The sequence below is a fragment of the Streptomyces sp. NPDC031479 genome (genome assembly GCF_055581065.1).
This window is the reverse complement of the sequence record NZ_JBVIKC010000001.1, coordinates 228,287-244,958: the sequence shown is the minus strand read 5'-3', so window position 1 is coordinate 244,958 and position 16,672 is coordinate 228,287. Positions and strand designations below refer to the sequence as shown.

The window sequence follows — 16,672 nt, the reverse complement described above, 5'->3', positions numbered from 1 at the left end:
GGGAAGCAACAGTCATGAGCCAGGACGGCACACAGGGCCGGTACGCAGGCGGCTCCCTGGCCGGTGGCCGTTACCAGCTAAGGGATTTGCTGGGCGAGGGGGGCATGGCCTCGGTCTACCTCGCGTACGACTCCGCGCTCGACCGCCAGGTCGCCATCAAGACCCTGCACAGCGAACTCGGGCGCGAAGCCTCCTTCCGCGAGCGCTTCCGGCGGGAAGCGCAGGCTGTTGCGAAACTGTCGCACACCAATATCGTCTCGGTCTTCGACACCGGCGAGGGCGAGGTGACGTTCGGCTCCTCCGGCGCCGACGGCACGGTCATGCCGTACATCGTCATGGAGTACGTGGAGGGGCAGCCGCTCGGCTCCGTCCTCGACGCGGACGTCCACCAGTACGGGGCGATGCCGGCCGACAAGGCGCTGAAGGTGACGGCCGACGTGCTGGCCGCGCTGGAGACCAGCCACGAGATGGGCCTGGTCCACCGCGACATCAAGCCCGGCAACGTGATGATGACCAAGCGCGGCGTGGTCAAGGTCATGGACTTCGGCATCGCGCGGGCCATGCAGTCGGGGGTCACCTCGATGACGCAGACCGGCATGGTCGTCGGCACCCCGCAGTACCTCTCGCCGGAGCAGGCGCTGGGGCGGGGCGTGGACGCCCGGTCCGACCTGTATTCGGTCGGCATCATGCTGTTCCAGCTGCTGACGGGCCGGATCCCGTTCGAGGCGGACTCCCCGCTGGCGATCGCGTACGCGCACGTCCAGGAGGAGCCGGTGGCTCCGTCGAGCATCAACCGCTCGATCACCCCGGCCATGGACGCCCTGGTGGCGCGGGCCCTGAAGAAGAACCCGAACGAGCGCTTCCCGACGGCCTCGGCCATGCGGGACGAGATCTCGCGGGTCATGTCGGCCGGACAGACCGGGGCTCCGGCCATCGTCCCGGGCGCCGGTCCGGGCGGCAGCGGGGCGGGCGTCGGCTCGGCGGTGTTCCCGCCGGTGGACTCCGGGTTCCAGGCGCCGTCGGCGCAGTCGCTCCAGCAGCCGTACCCGGGCGCGCAGACCCCGCCGCCGTCCCCGTACGCGCCGACGCCCCCGCCGCAGCAGCACGCGCAGGGCGGTTACGCGTACCCGCACACCCCGGCGCCGCAGCAGCAGTACGCCCCGCAGACCCCGCCGCCGTTCACCATCTCCCCCTCCCCGACGTCCGCCCCGTCGGCCTCCTCGACGGGTGGCGGGAAGCGGAACACCCCGGTGGTGGTCGGGGCGATCGCGGTGGCCCTGCTGGCCATCGGCGGCCTGATCGCGGTACTGAACTCGGGCGGCGACGAGGGCGACGGCGACGAGGCCTCGCCGGGCACGTCGGCGTCCGCGTCCGCTCCCGCGGCGGCGGGCCACAAGGGGCCGGACACCTCGCGCACGATCGACCTGGAGAAGTGCAAGAGCCCCACGAAGTCCTACAAGGACGCCTCGAAGGTCGTGGCACCGGACTTCCGCTACAAGAACCTGCGTTCGGTGAAGGAGTGCATCCAGGCCGCGGGCTGGAGGTTCACCATCCAGGACCGCGACGAGGCGGTCTACGGGCAGGACACCGTCCTGGAGCAGCTGCCGGCGGCGAGCTCGGACGTCCCCAAGGACGGGACGGAGTTCACCCTGGTCGTCTCCACCGGCGACCCGCAGTAGGACGCCGGGGGCCCCGCGCGGCCGCGTTCCCCGGGACGGCGCGGCCACGCGCCCCGGGACGCGGCCGTACGCCCCGGCGTGCGCCGGTGCGCCTCGGTGCGCCGGGACCCCGGTCACGGGAGGGTTCCTCCACCACACGATGGAGGAACCCTTGCGCACCGTCTTCCGTTCGCTGACCGTCTCGGCCGTGGCCGCCGCCGCCGGCGCCCTGCTCGTCGCACCCGCGTCCGCCGCCGCTTCCACCAGCACCGACTGCTCCTCCCCGGGGGCGTACGGCAGTGCCACCTGGACCTGGGCCGGCCGGGGCGCCCTGCGCGATCTGCGACTGACGGCCGTGGACACCGCCGACGACTCCCGGATCGCGGGCGTACGCCTCTACACGCTCGACACCGCCGGGCACACCCACTACCGGCAGTGGCGCCTGAACGCCAACGGTTCGGGCAGCAGCCAGAGCTGGACCACCTCGCTGGACGACGCCCGGGGCATCTCCCGCGTCGGCGTGGAGGCCGCGGCCTTCGACGACCGCGGCTACCGGCAGCTGTGCGGGTCCGCCTCGTCGGCCAACCCCTTGCGCTAGGCCGTCGCCGAGGCACCCGAAGGACTGGGCTCCGCCCCGGGCCACCCTCACGGACGGCCCGGGATGCCGGTTTTGCCCCATTATGCAAATCTGAGGACGTCATTCCGACGCCTCGATTCCGACGCCTCGGTCCCGCCGCCCCGGCGTCCCCGCGTCCCGGCCGCACGGAAGGGGAGGGGCTCCCCGTGACTCGACGCCCGCGCGCGCCGCGCTGGACCGCCGGGGCCCTGCTGGCCGGGGCCGCGCTGCTGGCCGCCGCGCCCGCGGGAGCGCCGCCCCCCGCCCGAGCCCCCGCGGCCCTCGCCGCGACGACGGCCGGGGCGAAGGCGGCCGTCCCGGTTGCCGAAGTACCGGAAGAGGCCTACGAGGAGCTCGCCGGCAGCGCGGCCGGCGTCGGCCGGGAACACCCCGGGAGGCCCGCCGAGGAACCCCCCGCCGCCGAGTTCGCCGCGGCCCCCCACGCGGTGCACCCGGCCCGCCCGCGGCCCCAGAACCCGGATCCGGCCGCGTCCGCGCACACGCCCCCGGGCGCCACCCCGAACCCCGCCCGGAGCCCCTCCCGGAACTCCGCCCGCAGCCCCGCCCCGAGCCACCCCGACCCCTCCGCGGTCACCGCGGTCGGCGCGGAACCCAACGGACGGGCCGCCGACCTGGCCGCGCACATGCTGCCACTCGGCACCGGACTGGCCCTGATGGGACTGGGCCTCGGGTACATGGGCGCGCGGCTGCGCCAGGGGCGCTAGCCGGGGGCACGGCCGGAGCACCGGCCCCGCCACGGCGGGCCCGCGCACCGCGCCACGCGGGCCATACCGGGTATACATACTGGGTATGCCAAGGTATACATACTCAGTATGTCGATCCGTCACGGGCTTCTCGCCCTACTGGAACGGGGCCCCCGCTACGGGTCCCAGCTGCGTTCCGAATTCGAATCCCGCACCGGCTCCACCTGGCCGCTCAACGTCGGGCAGGTGTACACGACCCTCGGCCGCCTGGAGCGGGACGGGCTCGTCGCGCCCGGCGGCGAGGACACCGCCGGGCACACCCTCTACGCCATCACAGACACCGGCCGCGCCGAACTCCGCGAGTGGTACGAACGCCCGGTCGACCGCACCAACCCGCCCCGCGACGAGCTCTCCATCAAGCTCGCCATGGCCGTGGGCGCCCCCGGCGTGGACATCCGCGCCGTCATCCAGTCCCAACGGCACGCCACCATCAAGGCGATGCAGGACTACACCCGGCTCAAGGCCCAGGCCGTCACCGCCATCGAGAGCGGCCGCTCCGACGAACGCGACGACCTGGCCTGGCTCCTGGTCCTGGAACAGCTCATCTTCCAGACCGAGGCCGAGGCCCGCTGGCTCGACCACTCCGAGTCCCGGCTGGTCCGGCTGGCCGCCCGCGCCGCCGCCGAGCCCGCGCCGCCGGCCGCCCCGGACGCACCCCGGACCACCGGCCCCGCCGCAGACGCCACCGCCGTCCCGCCCCGCAGCGCCCGTACGCGGCGCGGCTGAAGCACCCTTCCAGGGGGGATCCCTCATGCCCAACCAGCACCGTTCCCGGGCCATACCCAAGACCGGGGGCCACACCGTGCCCCGGTCCGCGTCCCAGCCCGTACTCCAGCTCGACCGGCTCGTCCGCACCCACGGCAGCGGCGCCACCGAGGTGCACGCCCTGCGCGGCATCGACCTGAGCGTCCACGCCGGAGAACTCGTCGCCGTCATGGGCCCTTCCGGCTCCGGCAAGTCGACCCTGCTCACCCTCGCGGGCGGGCTCGACACCCCCACGAGCGGCCACGTCATCGTCGAAGGCGTGGACATCACCACCGCCGGACGCCGGCAGCTCGCCGCCCTGCGCCGCCGCAGCATCGGCTACGTCTTCCAGGACTACAACCTCATCCCGGCCCTCACCGCAGCCGAGAACGTGGCCCTGCCCCTCGAACTCGACGGCACCTCCGCCCGCCGGGCCCGCGCCGCCGCCCTCACCGCCCTGGACGAGATCGGCCTGCGCTCCCTCGCCGAACGCTTCCCCGACGAGATGTCCGGCGGCCAGCAGCAGCGCGTCGCCCTCGCCCGCGCCCTGGTCGGCGACCGCCGCCTGGTCCTCGCCGACGAACCCACCGGCGCCCTCGACTCCGAGACCGGCGAATCCGTCCTCGCGCTGCTGCGCTCCCGCTGCGACGCGGGCGCGGCCGGGATCCTCGTCACCCACGAACCCCGCTTCGCCGCCTGGGCCGACCGGGTCGTCTTCCTGCGCGACGGCAGCGTCGTCGACGAAACCCTGCGCAGCCGGGCCGACTCGCTGCTCTCCGGGCGGGCGGCCGGCCTGTGAGCTCACTGTTCGGCTCCTGGTACCACCCCTGGGCCGCGGCCCTGCGCATCGCCCGCCGCGACGCCTGGCGCGCCAAGGGCCGCAGCGTCCTGGTCCTGTCGATGATCGCCCTGCCGATCGTCGGAGTGAGCGCCGCCGACCTCACCCTGCGCAGCTCCGAGCTGACCACCGAGCAGCAGCTGGCCCGTCAGATCGGCGCCGCCGACGCCCGGTTCTCCGAGACCGGCCTCGACGGCCCGATCCTCCAGCACCCCGACGGCCGGCGCTACGCCCCCGTCGGCGGCTACGAGAAGTACCGGCCCGCCCCGGAGAAGAAGCCGTCCTCGCTGAAGGACGCGATCCCGGCCGGCGCCCAGGTCGCCGAGGACGGCAAGAGCAACATCAAGGTGCACAGCGCCCACGGACTGCTCATGACCGAACTGCGCGAACTGGACGTCCACAGCCCGCTGACCCGCGGCCTGATCACGCTCGACCGCGGCCGGCTGCCGCAGGGCCCCGGCGAGGTCATCGCCACCAACACCTTCCTCAAGGAGTCCGGGCTGCACGTCGGCTCCGCGGCCACCCCGCGCGGCTCCCCCTCCTCCTACCGCATCGTCGGCGCCTACGAGCTCCCGTCCAGCCTGCGCACCCCCGAGCTCCTGGCCCTCCCCGGGACCCTGTTCGCCCCGCTGGACCGGGCCCTGCGGGCCGACGCGGGAAGCGGGCTCCACACCAGCACCTCCTACCTGGTCTCGACGGGTGGCGAAGGTTTCACGTGGAACACCGTCATGGCGGCCAACGCCAAGGGCGCCCTGGTGGACTCCCGCGCCGTGACCCGGCGCCCGCCCGCCGACGCCGAGGTGCCCCTGTTCAAGCAGGAGCCCAAGGAGCGCTACGCCGAGAACAACGACGGCGGCAAGGTCACCGAGCAGGCCGTCCTGGCCACCGTCGTGGGTCTGACCATGCTGGAGGTCTGCCTGCTCGCCGGACCCGCCTTCGCGGTCGGCGCCCGGCGCTCGCGCCGCCAGCTCGGCCTGGTCGGCGCCAACGGCGGCGACAGGCGGCACATCCGCGCCGTGGTCCTCTCCGGCGGCCTGGTGATCGGAGCCGCCGCCGCCCTCGTCGGCACCGCGATCGGAACGGCCCTCACCCTCGGGCTGCGGCCCGTCCTGGAGGAGCAGATCGGCAGCCGCTTCGGCGGCTTCTCCGTCCGCCCGCTGGAGATCCTCGGCATCGCCGGGCTCGCCGTGCTGACCGGCCTGCTCGCCGCGATCGCCCCCGCCGTCACCGCCTCCCGGCAGACCGTCCTGGCCTCCCTCACCGGCCGCCGCGGCGTCCGCCGGGCCGGCCGGGTACTGCCCGTCATCGGCCTGCTCGCCATCGCCGGCGGCGTCACGATCGCCCTCTACGGGGCCGAGTACCGGATCAGCCCCACCTTCGTCTCGGGCGGCAGCGCCCTCGCCGAACTGGGCGTCGTCGCCCTCACCCCGGTGCTGGTCGGGCTCTTCGGGCGGCTCGGCCGGCTGCTGCCGCTGTCGCCCCGGCTCGCCCTGCGCGACTCCGTCCGCAACCGGGGGCGTACGGCACCCGCCGTGGCCGCCGTCCTGGCCGCCGTCGCCGGAACCGTGGCCGTCTCCACGTACCAGCACAGCAAGGACGTCCAGGCCCGCCACGAGTACACCGCCGAGCTCCCCACCGGCTCCGGCTACCTGATGGCCAGCGACAACCGCGGCCACAAGGACGTACCGGCCCTGCGCGACACCCTCGCGAAGGACCTGCCGCTGGCCGTACGGGCCGACGCGGACCGGCTCGTCGCCGGGAACCCGGGCTGCTCCCAGGGCTCCTCGGAGCCGGGCTGCGGACGGGTCGAGGTCATCACCCCGAAGGAGCAGCGCTGCCCGCTCAGCGAGGCCGAACACGGGCCCGCCTCCTTCCCCCCGGCGGAGGTCAAGCGGCTGCGGCAGGACGACCCGCGCTGCGCGGTACGGGACTTCATCGCCGTCTCGGAGACCGTCGTCGCCGACGAGAAGCTGATGTCCGTCCTGGCGGTCACCGACCCCGGCTCCGTGGCGGCCCTGAAGGAGGGCCGGGCCGTGGCCTTCGACCCGCGCATCGTCAAGGACGGCAAGGTCACCCTGCGGATCGTCACCGATCCGGCGGCGGCCGACGCGGCCCTCGAAAAGCGCGCCGATCCTCCCGGTGAGGACAAGCGGCTCACGGTCCACACGGCCCCGGCCGGGACGAACGCCTGGGGCGTGCACCTGGTGGTCCCGCCCGCCGCCGCCAAGGCGGCCGGCATCGCCACCGCCCCCGTCGGCTCGTACTTCCGCCTCGACGGGAAGGCCGGCAGCGAGCAGCGGCAACGGCTCGACGGGGACATCGACCGGCTGGGCGCCGACGCCCGGGTCAAGATCGAGTCGGGTTACCAGGGGCAGAGCACGGTGGGCGTCCTCGCGCTCAGCGTCTTCGCGGGCCTGGTCACCATCGGCGCGGCCGGCATCGCGACCGGCCTGGCCCAGGCGGACTCCGAGGCCGACCTGAAGACGCTGGCCGCGGTCGGCGCGGCCCCGCGGGTACGGCGCACGCTCAGCGGCTTCCAGTGCGGGGTGGTCGCCCTGATGGGCGTGGTGCTCGGCGCCGCGGCGGGCATCCTGCCGGCCGTCGGGCTCCGGCTCACCCAGGAGAACGAGCAGCGGCGCCTGGTCGAGCACGGCCTGGAGCTGGGCTTCGCCACGGCGCGCGACGCCGAGATCTACGTGCCGATCTCGGTGCCCTGGGACACCATCGCCGGACTCCTGGTCCTGGTCCCGCTCGGCGCGGCCCTCCTGGCGGCCCTGGTCACCCGTTCGAACGGCACGCTGGCCCGCCGGGCGGCGGGCTGAGGTTGCGGCCCCCGTACAGGGTGGATCACGCCCGTACGGGGGCACACCGTGTGAGTAAGACGGTGTGCGAGAGAATGACGGCATGGAGATGCCGAGGAGTGAACGGTCGCAGGACAGTCCCCCGCACGTCCTGATCGTGGGACAGGACGGGACGGCGGTCGGCGGCGCCGATGACGAGTCGCGCGAGGTCCCGGTGACGGAGATGGTCGAACAGCCTGCCAAGGTCATGCGGATCGGCAGCATGATCAAACAACTCCTGGAAGAGGTGCGCGCCGCACCCCTCGACGAGGCGAGCCGGGTCCGGCTCAAGGACATCCACGCCGCCTCGGTGAAGGAACTCGAGGACGGCCTCGCCCCGGAGCTCGTCGAGGAACTGGAGCGCCTGTCCCTCCCCTTCACGGAGGAGGCGATCCCGTCCGAGGCGGAACTGCGGATCGCCCAGGCGCAGTTGGTGGGCTGGCTGGAAGGACTCTTCCACGGGATCCAGACGGCCCTGTTCGCGCAGCAGATGGCGGCGCGGGCCCAGCTGGAGCAGATGCGCCGCGCCCTGCCGGCGGGTGCCTCGCACGACGAGGACGAGGACGGCGGCCCCCACGGCGCGATCCGCTCGGGCCCGTACCTGTAGGCACCCGCCGGACCCCGGGCAGCCGTGCCGTGCGGTCGCCGGGGCCGGGGGGAAACACCGCGGTCCGGAGGGGCTCCCGCGTACGTCGTGTACGCGGGAGCCCCTTCCGGCGCCGGGGGTCGCCACCGGGCGGCGGCAGCCGTACCGGGCCTGACCGGCAGTGGCCCCGCCCCGGACGACGGGGGCACACCGCGCGCCCGTCGTCAGCGTGATGACCGCCCGTCAGGGCTCCGGGCCGCAGCGGGGTGACGGCCGCCGCCGCCCGCCACGGGCCGTGCCGGACAGCCGAACCCGCCCCCGGGCCGTCCCGATGACCTCACCACACTGCGCCGCCCGGCCGCTCCCGGCACGCCAAGAAGGCCACGGACCGGCCCACTTCGTACCCGCCGGGCCACTGGGGCGGCGCCGCGCGGCACAGTGCGGGATCGGCCCGCGCGGTGTCCGGCCCGGCCGGCACGAAGGTGCGGGAACGGCCCCCGCGGTGTCCGGCCCCCGGCCGGCACCGAGGGCCACCCGGCCCGGACGGCGCGAGGGAGCGGGTCCGTGCCGTGGCGTCCCGCACCGGGCGCCCGGCTCCCGGAACCCGGCACGCCCCGGAACCCGGCATGCCCCGGCTCCGCGTAAATCGCGCGTAAGGGCCCCCCTTCGCTCCCGCCCGGCCCGCCGCATACTCGGGGCATGACCTACGACGCCATCGTCCTGGCCGGCGGCGCCGCCCGGCGGCTCGGCGGGGCCGACAAGCCCGCCCTCCCCGTCGGCGGCCGTTCCCTCCTCGACCGCGTCCTGGCCGCCTGCGCGGACGCCACCGCCACCGTCGTGGTCGGCACGCGCAGGCCCACCGCCCGCCCCGTCCGCTGGGCCCTGGAGGACCCGCCCGGCGGCGGCCCCGTGGCCGCGCTGGACGCCGGGCTGCGGGCCACCACCGCCGAGCTGGTCCTCGTACTCTCCGCCGACCTGCCCTTCCTCGACCGGGACACCGTCCGGGCCCTGCTCGCCGCCGCGTCCGCCGGCCCCGGCGACGGGGCCCTGCTGAGGGACCCCGAGGGCCGCGACCAGCCCCTGGTCGCCGCGTACCGGGCCGAACCGCTGCGCCGCGGGGCGGCTCTGCTCGCCGCCGAGCACGGCCACCTCGGCGGACTCCCGCTGCGCGCGCTCACCGCCGAACTGCGGCTGGCCACGGTCACCTCGGCCGAGCCCCTCGCCTCCTTCGACTGCGACACCTGGGAAGACCTGGCGGCGGCCCGTGCCCGGATCAGGGAGCATGGAAGCGTGCTGGAGCAATGGATCACCGCCGCCAAGAACGAACTCGGCATCGACGTCGACGTCGACATCACCACCCTGCTCGACGTCGCCCGTGACGCCGCCCACGGCGTCGCCCGGCCCGCCGCCCCGCTGACGACCTTCCTGGTCGGCTACGCGGCCGCGCGCGCGGAGGCCGCGGGCGCCGACCCCGCCCAGGCCGTGGCCGAAGCCTCCCGCAAGGCCGCCGAACTGGCCCTGCGCTGGGCCGCCGAGGCCCAGCCCCCACACCCCGAGGAGAACGGCTCCGGATGACCCGTACCGACGCCGACAACGCCCTGGACGAGGCCCTTGCGCTGGTCAGCCGCACCCCCGACGGCGGCGGCCACCGCGCCGCGCCCTGGCAGCAGGCTCGGGAGACCGCCGCCCGCGCCGGCACGCTCGTCCGGGCCCGCACGCACCGGGTCGCCCTCGCGGACGCGCACGGCGAGGTGCTGGCCGCACCCCTCGACGCCCTCGGCGACCTGCCGTCCTTCGACACCTCCGCCATGGACGGCTGGGCCGTCGCCGGACCCGGTCCCTGGAACATCCGCCCCGGCGAGGGGGTCCTGGCCGGGGCCGAGCCACCCGCCCCCCTCGCCGACGGCGAGGCCGTACGGATCGCCACCGGCGCCCGGATCCCCACGGACACCAGCGCCGTCATCCGCAGCGAGCACGCCCGCGAGTCCGGCAGCCAGCTCTACCCGGCCCGGCCCGTCAGCACCGGACAGGACATCCGTCCGCGCGGCCAGGAATGCCGCTCCGGCGACCTGCTGCTGCCCGCGGGCTCCCTCGTCACCCCGGCCGTCCTCGGCCTCGCCGCGGCCGCCGGGTACGACGAACTCCTCACCCGGCCCCGCCCCCGGGTCGAGGTCCTGGTGCTGGGCGACGAGCTCCTCACCGAGGGCCTTCCCCACGACGGCCTGATCCGGGACGCCCTCAGCCCCATGCTCGGGCCGTGGCTGACCCGGCTCGGCGCCGAGGTCGTCGGCACCCGCCGGCTCGGCGACGACCCGGACGGGGCCGAGGCCTTGCTCGCCGCGGTCACCGGGTCCACCGCGGACCTGGTCGTGACCACCGGCGGCACCGCCTCGGGCCCCGTCGACCACGTGCACCCCGTCCTGGAGCGCGCCGGGGCCGAGCTGCTCGTCGACGGGGTGGCCGTGCGGCCGGGGCATCCGATGCTGCTGGCCCGCCTGGGCGACCGGACCGACGGGCGCCACGTGGTCGGGCTGCCCGGCAACCCCCTGGCCGCTGTCTCCGGGCTGCTGACCCTCGCCGAGCCGCTGCTGCGGGCCCTCGCCGGGCGCCGCCAGCGGCCCCGGTACACGGTGTCCGTCGAGGGCGACGTGCAGGGCCACCCGTACGACACCCGGCTGGTGCCGGTCCTGCTGACCGACGAGCACGCCGTACCGCTGCACTACAACGGCCCGGCGATGCTCCGCGGAGTGGCCGGCGCCGACGCGCTGGCCGTCGTACCGCCGCACGGCGTGCGGTCCGGGCAGGACGTGGAGGTCCTCGACCTGCCCTGGGCCTCGGGGGGATGTTTCACGTGAAACTGCACGGCGACGACGCCATGGCCCGGGACGCGGACGAGAAGCTCGTCTCGCGCCGGATCAAGCTCCCCAACCGTGTGGTCGAGAGGCCGCTGCGGCAGGTGGCGAAACGGCTGCTGATGGCGCTGTGCGTACTGTTCCTGACGGTCCTGATCGTCTGGCTCGACCGCGGCGGCTACCACGACAACGCCAACGAGGAGGTCGACCTCCTCGACTGCTTCTACTACGCGACCGTGACCCTGTCGACGACGGGCTACGGCGACATCGTCCCGTACAGCGACAGCGCACGGCTGATCAACATCCTGGTGATCACCCCGTTGCGCGTGCTGTTCCTGATCATCCTGGTCGGCACCACGCTGGAGGTGCTGACGGAACGCACCCGCGAAGAATGGCGGCTGCGCCGTTGGAGGAAGAACTTGCGTGAGCACACGGTCGTCGTCGGCTTCGGCACCAAGGGCCGCTCGGCCCTGCAGACGCTGCTGGCGACCGGCCTCCAGAGGGAGCAGATCGTCATCGTCGACCCCAGCGCCAAGGTGATCGACAGCGCCAACGCGGAGGGGTTCACGGGGGTCGTCGGCGATGCCACCCGCTCCGACGTCCTGTTGCGGGCCGAGGTCCAGAAGGCCCGTCAGATCGTCATCGCCACGCAGCGCGACGACACGGCGGTGCTGGTGACGCTGACGGCCCGCCAGCTCAACCGCGGGGCGAAGATCGTCGCGGCGGTCCGCGAGGAGGAGAACGCCCCACTGCTGAAGCAGTCCGGCGCGGACGCGGTCATCACCAGCGCGAGCGCGGCCGGGCGGCTCCTGGGCCTGTCCGTGCTGAGTCCGAGCGCGGGCACCGTGATGGAGGACCTGATCCACCAGGGCAGCGGCCTGGACCTGATCGAACGGCCCGTCCGGAAGGCCGAAGTCGGGCGCGGGGTACGGGAGACGGAGGACCTGGTGATCAGCGTGCTGCGCGGGCACCGGCTCCTCGCCTACGACGACCCGCACGCGAGCCCCCTCCAGCTGACGGACCGCCTGATCACCATCGTGCGGGCAGCGCCTCCGACGACCCATCACGTCGCTCTCGGCCCGCCGGACTGACCGGGGAATCGGCCCGGACCGTACTGGGCGGGGCGCGCCGGGTCGCGTAGATTCCGGGCCATGCATGCGATCACCATCGAGCAGCCCGGCGGCCCCGAGGCCCTCGTCTGGGCAGAGGTACCCGATCCGGTGGCGGGCGAGGGGGAGGTGCTCGTCGAGGTCGCGGCGAGCGCCGTGAACCGCGCCGACGTCCTTCAGCGTCAGGGGTTCTACGATCCTCCGCCCGGCGCCTCGCGCCACCCGGGCCTGGAGTGTTCCGGGCGGATCGCCGCCCTGGGGCCGGGGGTGTCCGGCTGGTCGGTGGGCGACGAGGTGTGCGCGCTGCTGTCCGGCGGCGGGTACGCGGAGCGCGTGTCCGTCCCGGTGGGTCAGCTGCTGCCGGTGCCCGCCGGGGTCGACCTGGTGGCGGCCGCCGCGCTGCCCGAGGTCGTCTGCACCGTGTGGTCCAACGTGTTCATGGTCGCCGGGCTGCGTCCCGGCGAGACCCTGCTGGTGCACGGCGGGTCCAGCGGGATCGGCACCATGGCGATCCAGCTGGGCAAGGCCGTCGGGGCGCGGGTGGCGGTCACGGCGGGCGGCAAGGAGAAGCTGGACCGCTGCGCGGAGCTGGGCGCGGACGTCCTGGTCGACTACCGCGAGCAGGACTTCGTGGAGGAGGTGCGGGCCGCGACGGGCGGGGCCGGGGCGGACGTGATCCTGGACATCATGGGCGCGAAGTACCTGGCGCGGAACCTGGACGCGCTGGCCGTGAACGGCCGCCTCGCGATCATCGGGCTCCAGGGCGGGGTGAAGGCCGAGGTGAACCTGGGCGCGCTGCTGGCGAAGCGGGCGGCGATCACGGCGACCTCGCTGCGGACCCGGCCGCTGGAGGAGAAGGCGGCCATCGTGGCCGCCGTACGGGAGCACGTGTGGCCCCTGATCGCCTCGGGCCGCGTCCGTCCGGTGGTCCACGCGACCTACCCGATGCGGGAGGCCGCCGAGGCCCACCGCGTCCTGGAGTCCAGCACCCACGTGGGCAAACTCCTCCTGACGACCTGACGACCTACGACGCCGTGCGGCGCGCCGGGCCGGCCGACTGGGCCGGCCGGCTGGGCCACCTGACACGCGCCCGCCCGCTCCCCGGGACGGAACCCCGGGGAGCGGGCGGGCTGCTGCGAGCGAACGGCCCCTACAGCGCCCTCAGGAGCACCGCCGGGTTCTCCACGCAGTCGGCCACGTACCGCAGGAACCCGCCCGCGGCGCCGCCGTCGCACACCCGGTGGTCGAACGTCAGGGACAGCTGGACGACCTGACGCACGGCCAGCTCACCCCGGTACACCCACGGCTTCGGGATGATCCGGCCCACTCCGAGCATCGCCGCCTCGGGGTGGTTGATGATCGGCGTGGAGCCGTCGACCCCGAACACCCCGTAGTTGTTCAGGGTGAACGTGCCGCCCGTGAGGTCCGCCGGCGTCAGCTTGCCCGCCCGCGCCAGCTCCGTCAGCCGTGCGAACTCCGCCGACAGGGACTCGGGGCTGCGCGTCTGGGCGTCCCGGACGACCGGGACCATCAGCCCGCGCTCGGTCTGGGCGGCGAAGCCGAGGTGCACGGCCGGGAGCCGGACGATCTCGTTCGCCGCGAGGTCCACGGTGGAGTTCAGCTCGGGGTACTTGGCCAGCGCGGCCGTGCAGATCCGGGCCAGCAGGGCGAGCACCGAGATCTTCGGTCCGTCCACCGCGTTCATCGCGGCCCGGGCCGCCATCAGTTCGGTGGCGTCCGCGTCGACCCAGCAGGTCGCCTCGGGGATCTCGCGCCGGCTGCGCGACAGCTTCTCCGCCACGGCGCCGCGCAGCCCCTTGAGGGGGATCCGCTCGCCCTGTGCGGCGGCGGCCGCCGCCACGGGAACCGGAGCCGCCGCGGGGGCCGCCGGACGCAGCGCCGCCTCCACGTCGGCCCGCAGGATCAGGCCCTCGGGCCCGCTCCCGCGCAGCGCCCGCAGGTCGATGCCGTTGTCCCGGGCCAGCTTGCGCACCAGCGGCGAGATCACCGCCACCGGCCCGGCCGGCGCCACGGCCACCGCGACCGGCGCCACAGCAGCACCGGCACCCGCACCCGCACCCGCACCCGCACCCGCACCCGCACCCGGCCGGATCCTGCGCCGTCGTGCCGGCCGCGAGTGGTCGGTGCCGTACCCGACGAGCACGTTCCCGGACCCCGACGGCGCGTCCGACGCCTCGGCCTCCGGCTCCGTCACCGACCCCACCGCGACGGTGATCAGCGGAGCCCCCACCGGAAGCTCCGTACCCTCCTCGCCGAAGCGCGCGGTGACCACGCCCCCGTAGGGACACGGCACCTCGACCATCGCCTTGGCGGTCTCCACCTCGACCACCGGCTGGTCGATCTCGACGACGTCGCCCACGGCCACCAGCCAGCGCACGATCTCCGCCTCGGTCAGCCCCTCACCGAGGTCGGGCAGCTTGAACTCCAGTACCTGCGGCATCAGTTCTCCCACTGCAGCCGGGCCACGGCGTCCAGGATCCGGTCCACTCCCGGCAGGTGGTGCTTCTCCAGCATCGGCGGCGGATACGGGATGTCGAAGCCCGTCACCCGCAGCACCGGCGCCTCCAGGTGGTGGAAGCACCGCTCGGCCACCCGCGCGGCGATCTCCGCCCCGGGCCCGCCGAAGCCGGCCGCCTCGTGGACCACGACCGCACGCCCCGTCCGGCGCACGGAGGCCACGACGGTCTCCTCATCGAAGGGCACCAGCGAGCGCAGGTCGACGACCTCCAGGTCCCAGCCCTCCTCGCGCGCCGCCTCGGCCGCCTCCAGGCAGACCGGCACCGAAGGACCGTAGGTGATCAGAGTGGCGCTCGTGCCCGTCCGCCGGACCAGGGCCTTCCCGATGCCCGGGACCGCCGCCGGGGCCTCCGGCGACCACTGCGCCTTCGACCAGTAGAGCCGCTTGGGCTCAAGGAAGACCACCGGGTCGTCGCTCGCGATGGACGCGCGCAGCAGCCCGTACGCGTCCTCGACGGTCGCCGGGGTCACCACGTGGAGGCCGGGGGTGGCCGTGTAGTACGCCTCGGAGGAGTCGCAGTGGTGCTCGACGCCGCCGATGCCACCGCCGTACGGCACCCGGATGGTGATCGGCAGCGGCATCGCGCCACGGGTGCGGTTGCGCATCTTCGCGACGTGCGAGATGAGCTGCTCGAAGGCCGGGTACGCGAACGCGTCGAACTGCATCTCCACGACCGGCCGCAGCCCGTACATGGCCATGCCCACCGCCGCGCCGAGGATTCCGGCCTCGGCGAGCGGGGTGTCCGTCACGCGGTCCTCGCCGAACTCCTTCACGAGCCCGTCGGTGATCCGGAAGACCCCGCCGAGCGCGCCGACGTCCTCGCCCATGACGTGGACGGTCGGGTCCTCGGCCATCGCGTCGCGCATGGCCCGGGTCAGCGCCTGGGCCATCGTCGCGGGCTTGACCCCGGGCCGGGTCACCGTGCTCATGCGTCGTCCTCGGCTTCCAGTTCGGCGCGCAGCTGGTCCGCCTGCTCGCGCAGCCGGCCGGTCTGCTCCGCGTAGACGTGTGCGAAGAGGTCCATCGGATCGAGGACCGGGTCGGCGTTCATCCCCTCGCGGAGGGTGGCCGCCATCGCCTCGGCGGCGTCGCGGGCCTCCTGGATGCCCTGCTCGTCGAGGATCCCGCGGGCGGTCAGCTCGTTCTCCAGCAGCTGCACCGGATCGTGCGCCTTCCAGGCCTCCACCTCGGCGTCCGAGCGGTAGCGGGTCGCGTCGTCGGCGTTCGTGTGGGCCTCCATCCGGTACGTGACGGCCTCGATCAGGGTCGGGCCGCCGCCGGCGCGCGCCCGCTGAACGGCCTCGGTGAGGACCTCGTGGAGGGCGGCAACGTCGTTCCCGTCGACCAGCCGGCCGGGCATCCCGTAGCCCACGGCCTTGTGGGCCAGGGTCGGGGCGGCCGTCTGCTTGGCGAGGGGGACGGATATCGCGAAGCCGTTGTTCTGGACCAGGAAGACCACCGGGGCCTGCCAGACGGCCGCGAAGTTCAGCGCCTCGTGGAAGTCGCCCTCGCTGGTGCCGCCGTCGCCGATCATGGCCAGCGCGACGACCTCGTCGCCGCGCAGGCGGGCGGCGTGCGCCAGGCCCACCGCGTGCGGCAGCTGGGTGGCGAGCGGGGTGCACAGGGGGGCGATCCGGTGCTCGCGCGGGTCGTACCCGGTGTGCCAGTCGCCGCGCAGCAGCGTCAGCGCCTGTACGGGGTCCAGCCCGCGGGCCACGGCCGCGAGGGTGTCCCGGTAGCTCGGGAAGAGCCAGTCCTGCTCCTCCAGGACCAGCGCGGCCGCGATCTCGGCGGCCTCCTGCCCGACGGTGGACGGGTACACGGCGAGACGGCCCTGCCGGGTCAGCGCGGTGGCCTGCGCGTTGTAGCGGCGGCCGCGCACCAGCTCGGCGTAATACCGGCGCATCAGCTCGGGGTCGAGGCCGGCGGCCGCCTCGGTGCCCAGCACCCGGTAGGGCTCGGGGTCCGGAAGCAGCGGGGCGGCCTCCGTACGGGGCCTCCAGGCGGGCGGCGGGGTGGCACGGTGGGACGCACCGGCACCGGGCAGCTCTTGGACCGTCATGGCGGCGTACACCTCCTCGTGGGAAGCGGGCAGGGACGCCTCGGGTGTGAGGCGCCTCACCTAC

The 16,672-nt window shown here is 74.6% G+C and carries 14 protein-coding genes; 11 read left to right on the top strand and 3 right to left on the bottom strand.

Annotated elements, in window-relative coordinates:
• The first annotated feature begins 14 nt into the window (after window positions 1-14).
• From ACZ5D2_RS01200 to ACZ5D2_RS01150, 11 genes are all read left to right on the top strand, one after another.
• Window positions 15-1,679, top strand: a complete 1,665-nt coding sequence (locus tag ACZ5D2_RS01200) for a protein kinase domain-containing protein (RefSeq protein WP_371677690.1) — start codon at window positions 15-17, stop codon at window positions 1,677-1,679.
• Window positions 1,680-1,830: 151 nt separating this feature from the next.
• Window positions 1,831-2,256: a hypothetical protein gene (locus ACZ5D2_RS01195; protein WP_468926320.1), complete on the top strand. Its 426-nt coding sequence runs from the start codon at window positions 1,831-1,833 to the stop codon at window positions 2,254-2,256.
• A gap of 185 nt (window positions 2,257-2,441) precedes the next feature.
• Window positions 2,442-2,999 carry a hypothetical protein gene (locus ACZ5D2_RS01190; RefSeq protein ID WP_371677688.1) on the top strand — a complete coding sequence of 186 codons (558 nt, stop codon included), beginning with the start codon at window positions 2,442-2,444 and terminating at the stop codon, window positions 2,997-2,999.
• A gap of 108 nt (window positions 3,000-3,107) precedes the next feature.
• Window positions 3,108-3,764 (top strand): PadR family transcriptional regulator, encoded by a 657-nt coding sequence (locus ACZ5D2_RS01185; protein ID WP_371677687.1) that lies wholly within the window; start codon window positions 3,108-3,110, stop codon window positions 3,762-3,764.
• 25 nt (window positions 3,765-3,789) lie between these two features.
• Window positions 3,790-4,581 carry an ABC transporter ATP-binding protein gene (locus ACZ5D2_RS01180; RefSeq protein ID WP_371677686.1) on the top strand — a complete coding sequence of 264 codons (792 nt, stop codon included), beginning with the start codon at window positions 3,790-3,792 and terminating at the stop codon, window positions 4,579-4,581.
• A gap of 101 nt (window positions 4,582-4,682) precedes the next feature.
• A complete protein-coding gene (locus ACZ5D2_RS01175; RefSeq protein ID WP_371681221.1) occupies window positions 4,683-7,442 on the top strand; it encodes an FtsX-like permease family protein in 2,760 nt (919 codons plus the stop codon).
• Between the two features lie 82 nt (window positions 7,443-7,524).
• A complete protein-coding gene (locus tag ACZ5D2_RS01170; protein ID WP_468926315.1) occupies window positions 7,525-8,067 on the top strand; it encodes a bacterial proteasome activator family protein in 543 nt (180 codons plus the stop codon).
• Window positions 8,068-8,745: 678 nt separating this feature from the next.
• Window positions 8,746-9,621 (top strand): NTP transferase domain-containing protein, encoded by an 876-nt coding sequence (locus tag ACZ5D2_RS01165; protein WP_371677684.1) that lies wholly within the window; start codon window positions 8,746-8,748, stop codon window positions 9,619-9,621.
• Window positions 9,618-10,901, top strand: a complete 1,284-nt coding sequence (locus tag ACZ5D2_RS01160) for a molybdopterin molybdotransferase MoeA (RefSeq protein WP_371677683.1) — start codon at window positions 9,618-9,620, stop codon at window positions 10,899-10,901. Before ACZ5D2_RS01165 ends, ACZ5D2_RS01160 begins: the two co-directional genes overlap by 4 nt.
• Window positions 10,889-11,989: a potassium channel family protein gene (locus ACZ5D2_RS01155; RefSeq protein WP_371677682.1), complete on the top strand. Its 1,101-nt coding sequence runs from the start codon at window positions 10,889-10,891 to the stop codon at window positions 11,987-11,989. The genes ACZ5D2_RS01160 and ACZ5D2_RS01155 overlap by 13 nt, the downstream gene beginning before the upstream one ends.
• Before the next feature lie 60 nt (window positions 11,990-12,049).
• Window positions 12,050-13,027, top strand: coding sequence for an NAD(P)H-quinone oxidoreductase (locus ACZ5D2_RS01150; protein WP_468926309.1), 978 nt, complete (start codon window positions 12,050-12,052; stop codon window positions 13,025-13,027).
• A gap of 130 nt (window positions 13,028-13,157) precedes the next feature.
• Here the strand turns inward: ACZ5D2_RS01150 and ACZ5D2_RS01145 are convergent, their stop codons facing one another.
• Genes ACZ5D2_RS01145 through pdhA form a run of 3 tightly spaced genes read right to left on the bottom strand, consistent with a single transcriptional unit; the run spans window position 13,158 to window position 16,608 of the window.
• Window positions 13,158-14,468: a dihydrolipoamide acetyltransferase family protein gene (locus ACZ5D2_RS01145; protein WP_468926306.1), complete on the bottom strand. Its 1,311-nt coding sequence runs from the start codon at window positions 14,466-14,468 to the stop codon at window positions 13,158-13,160.
• Complete coding sequence (locus tag ACZ5D2_RS01140) at window positions 14,468-15,475, bottom strand: alpha-ketoacid dehydrogenase subunit beta (protein ID WP_371677679.1); 1,008 nt, start codon at window positions 15,473-15,475, stop codon at window positions 14,468-14,470. Before ACZ5D2_RS01140 ends, ACZ5D2_RS01145 begins: the two co-directional genes overlap by 1 nt.
• Window positions 15,472-16,608 carry a pyruvate dehydrogenase (acetyl-transferring) E1 component subunit alpha gene (pdhA, locus tag ACZ5D2_RS01135; RefSeq protein ID WP_371681220.1) on the bottom strand — a complete coding sequence of 379 codons (1,137 nt, stop codon included), beginning with the start codon at window positions 16,606-16,608 and terminating at the stop codon, window positions 15,472-15,474. Before pdhA ends, ACZ5D2_RS01140 begins: the two co-directional genes overlap by 4 nt.
• Between the last annotated feature and the right edge of the window lie 64 nt (window positions 16,609-16,672).

Bases quoted from the DNA above. Each gene is read 5' to 3' on its own strand.
- ACZ5D2_RS01200 (WP_371677690.1), top strand. From the start codon at position 15: ATGAGCCAGGACGGCACACAGGGCCGGTACGCAGGCGGCTCCCTGGCC.
- ACZ5D2_RS01185 (WP_371677687.1), top strand. From the start codon at position 3,108: ATGTCGATCCGTCACGGGCTTCTCGCCCTACTGGAACGGGGCCCCCGC.
- ACZ5D2_RS01180 (WP_371677686.1), top strand. From the start codon at position 3,790: ATGCCCAACCAGCACCGTTCCCGGGCCATACCCAAGACCGGGGGCCAC.
- ACZ5D2_RS01175 (WP_371681221.1), top strand. From the start codon at position 4,683: ATGATCGCCCTGCCGATCGTCGGAGTGAGCGCCGCCGACCTCACCCTG.
- ACZ5D2_RS01170 (WP_468926315.1), top strand. From the start codon at position 7,525: ATGGAGATGCCGAGGAGTGAACGGTCGCAGGACAGTCCCCCGCACGTC.
- ACZ5D2_RS01165 (WP_371677684.1), top strand. From the start codon at position 8,746: ATGACCTACGACGCCATCGTCCTGGCCGGCGGCGCCGCCCGGCGGCTC.
- ACZ5D2_RS01160 (WP_371677683.1), top strand. From the start codon at position 9,618: ATGACCCGTACCGACGCCGACAACGCCCTGGACGAGGCCCTTGCGCTG.
- ACZ5D2_RS01155 (WP_371677682.1), top strand. From the start codon at position 10,889: ATGTTTCACGTGAAACTGCACGGCGACGACGCCATGGCCCGGGACGCG.
- ACZ5D2_RS01150 (WP_468926309.1), top strand. From the start codon at position 12,050: ATGCATGCGATCACCATCGAGCAGCCCGGCGGCCCCGAGGCCCTCGTC.
- ACZ5D2_RS01145 (WP_468926306.1), bottom strand. From the start codon at position 14,468: ATGCCGCAGGTACTGGAGTTCAAGCTGCCCGACCTCGGTGAGGGGCTG.
- ACZ5D2_RS01140 (WP_371677679.1), bottom strand. From the start codon at position 15,475: ATGAGCACGGTGACCCGGCCCGGGGTCAAGCCCGCGACGATGGCCCAG.
- pdhA (WP_371681220.1), bottom strand. From the start codon at position 16,608: ATGACGGTCCAAGAGCTGCCCGGTGCCGGTGCGTCCCACCGTGCCACC.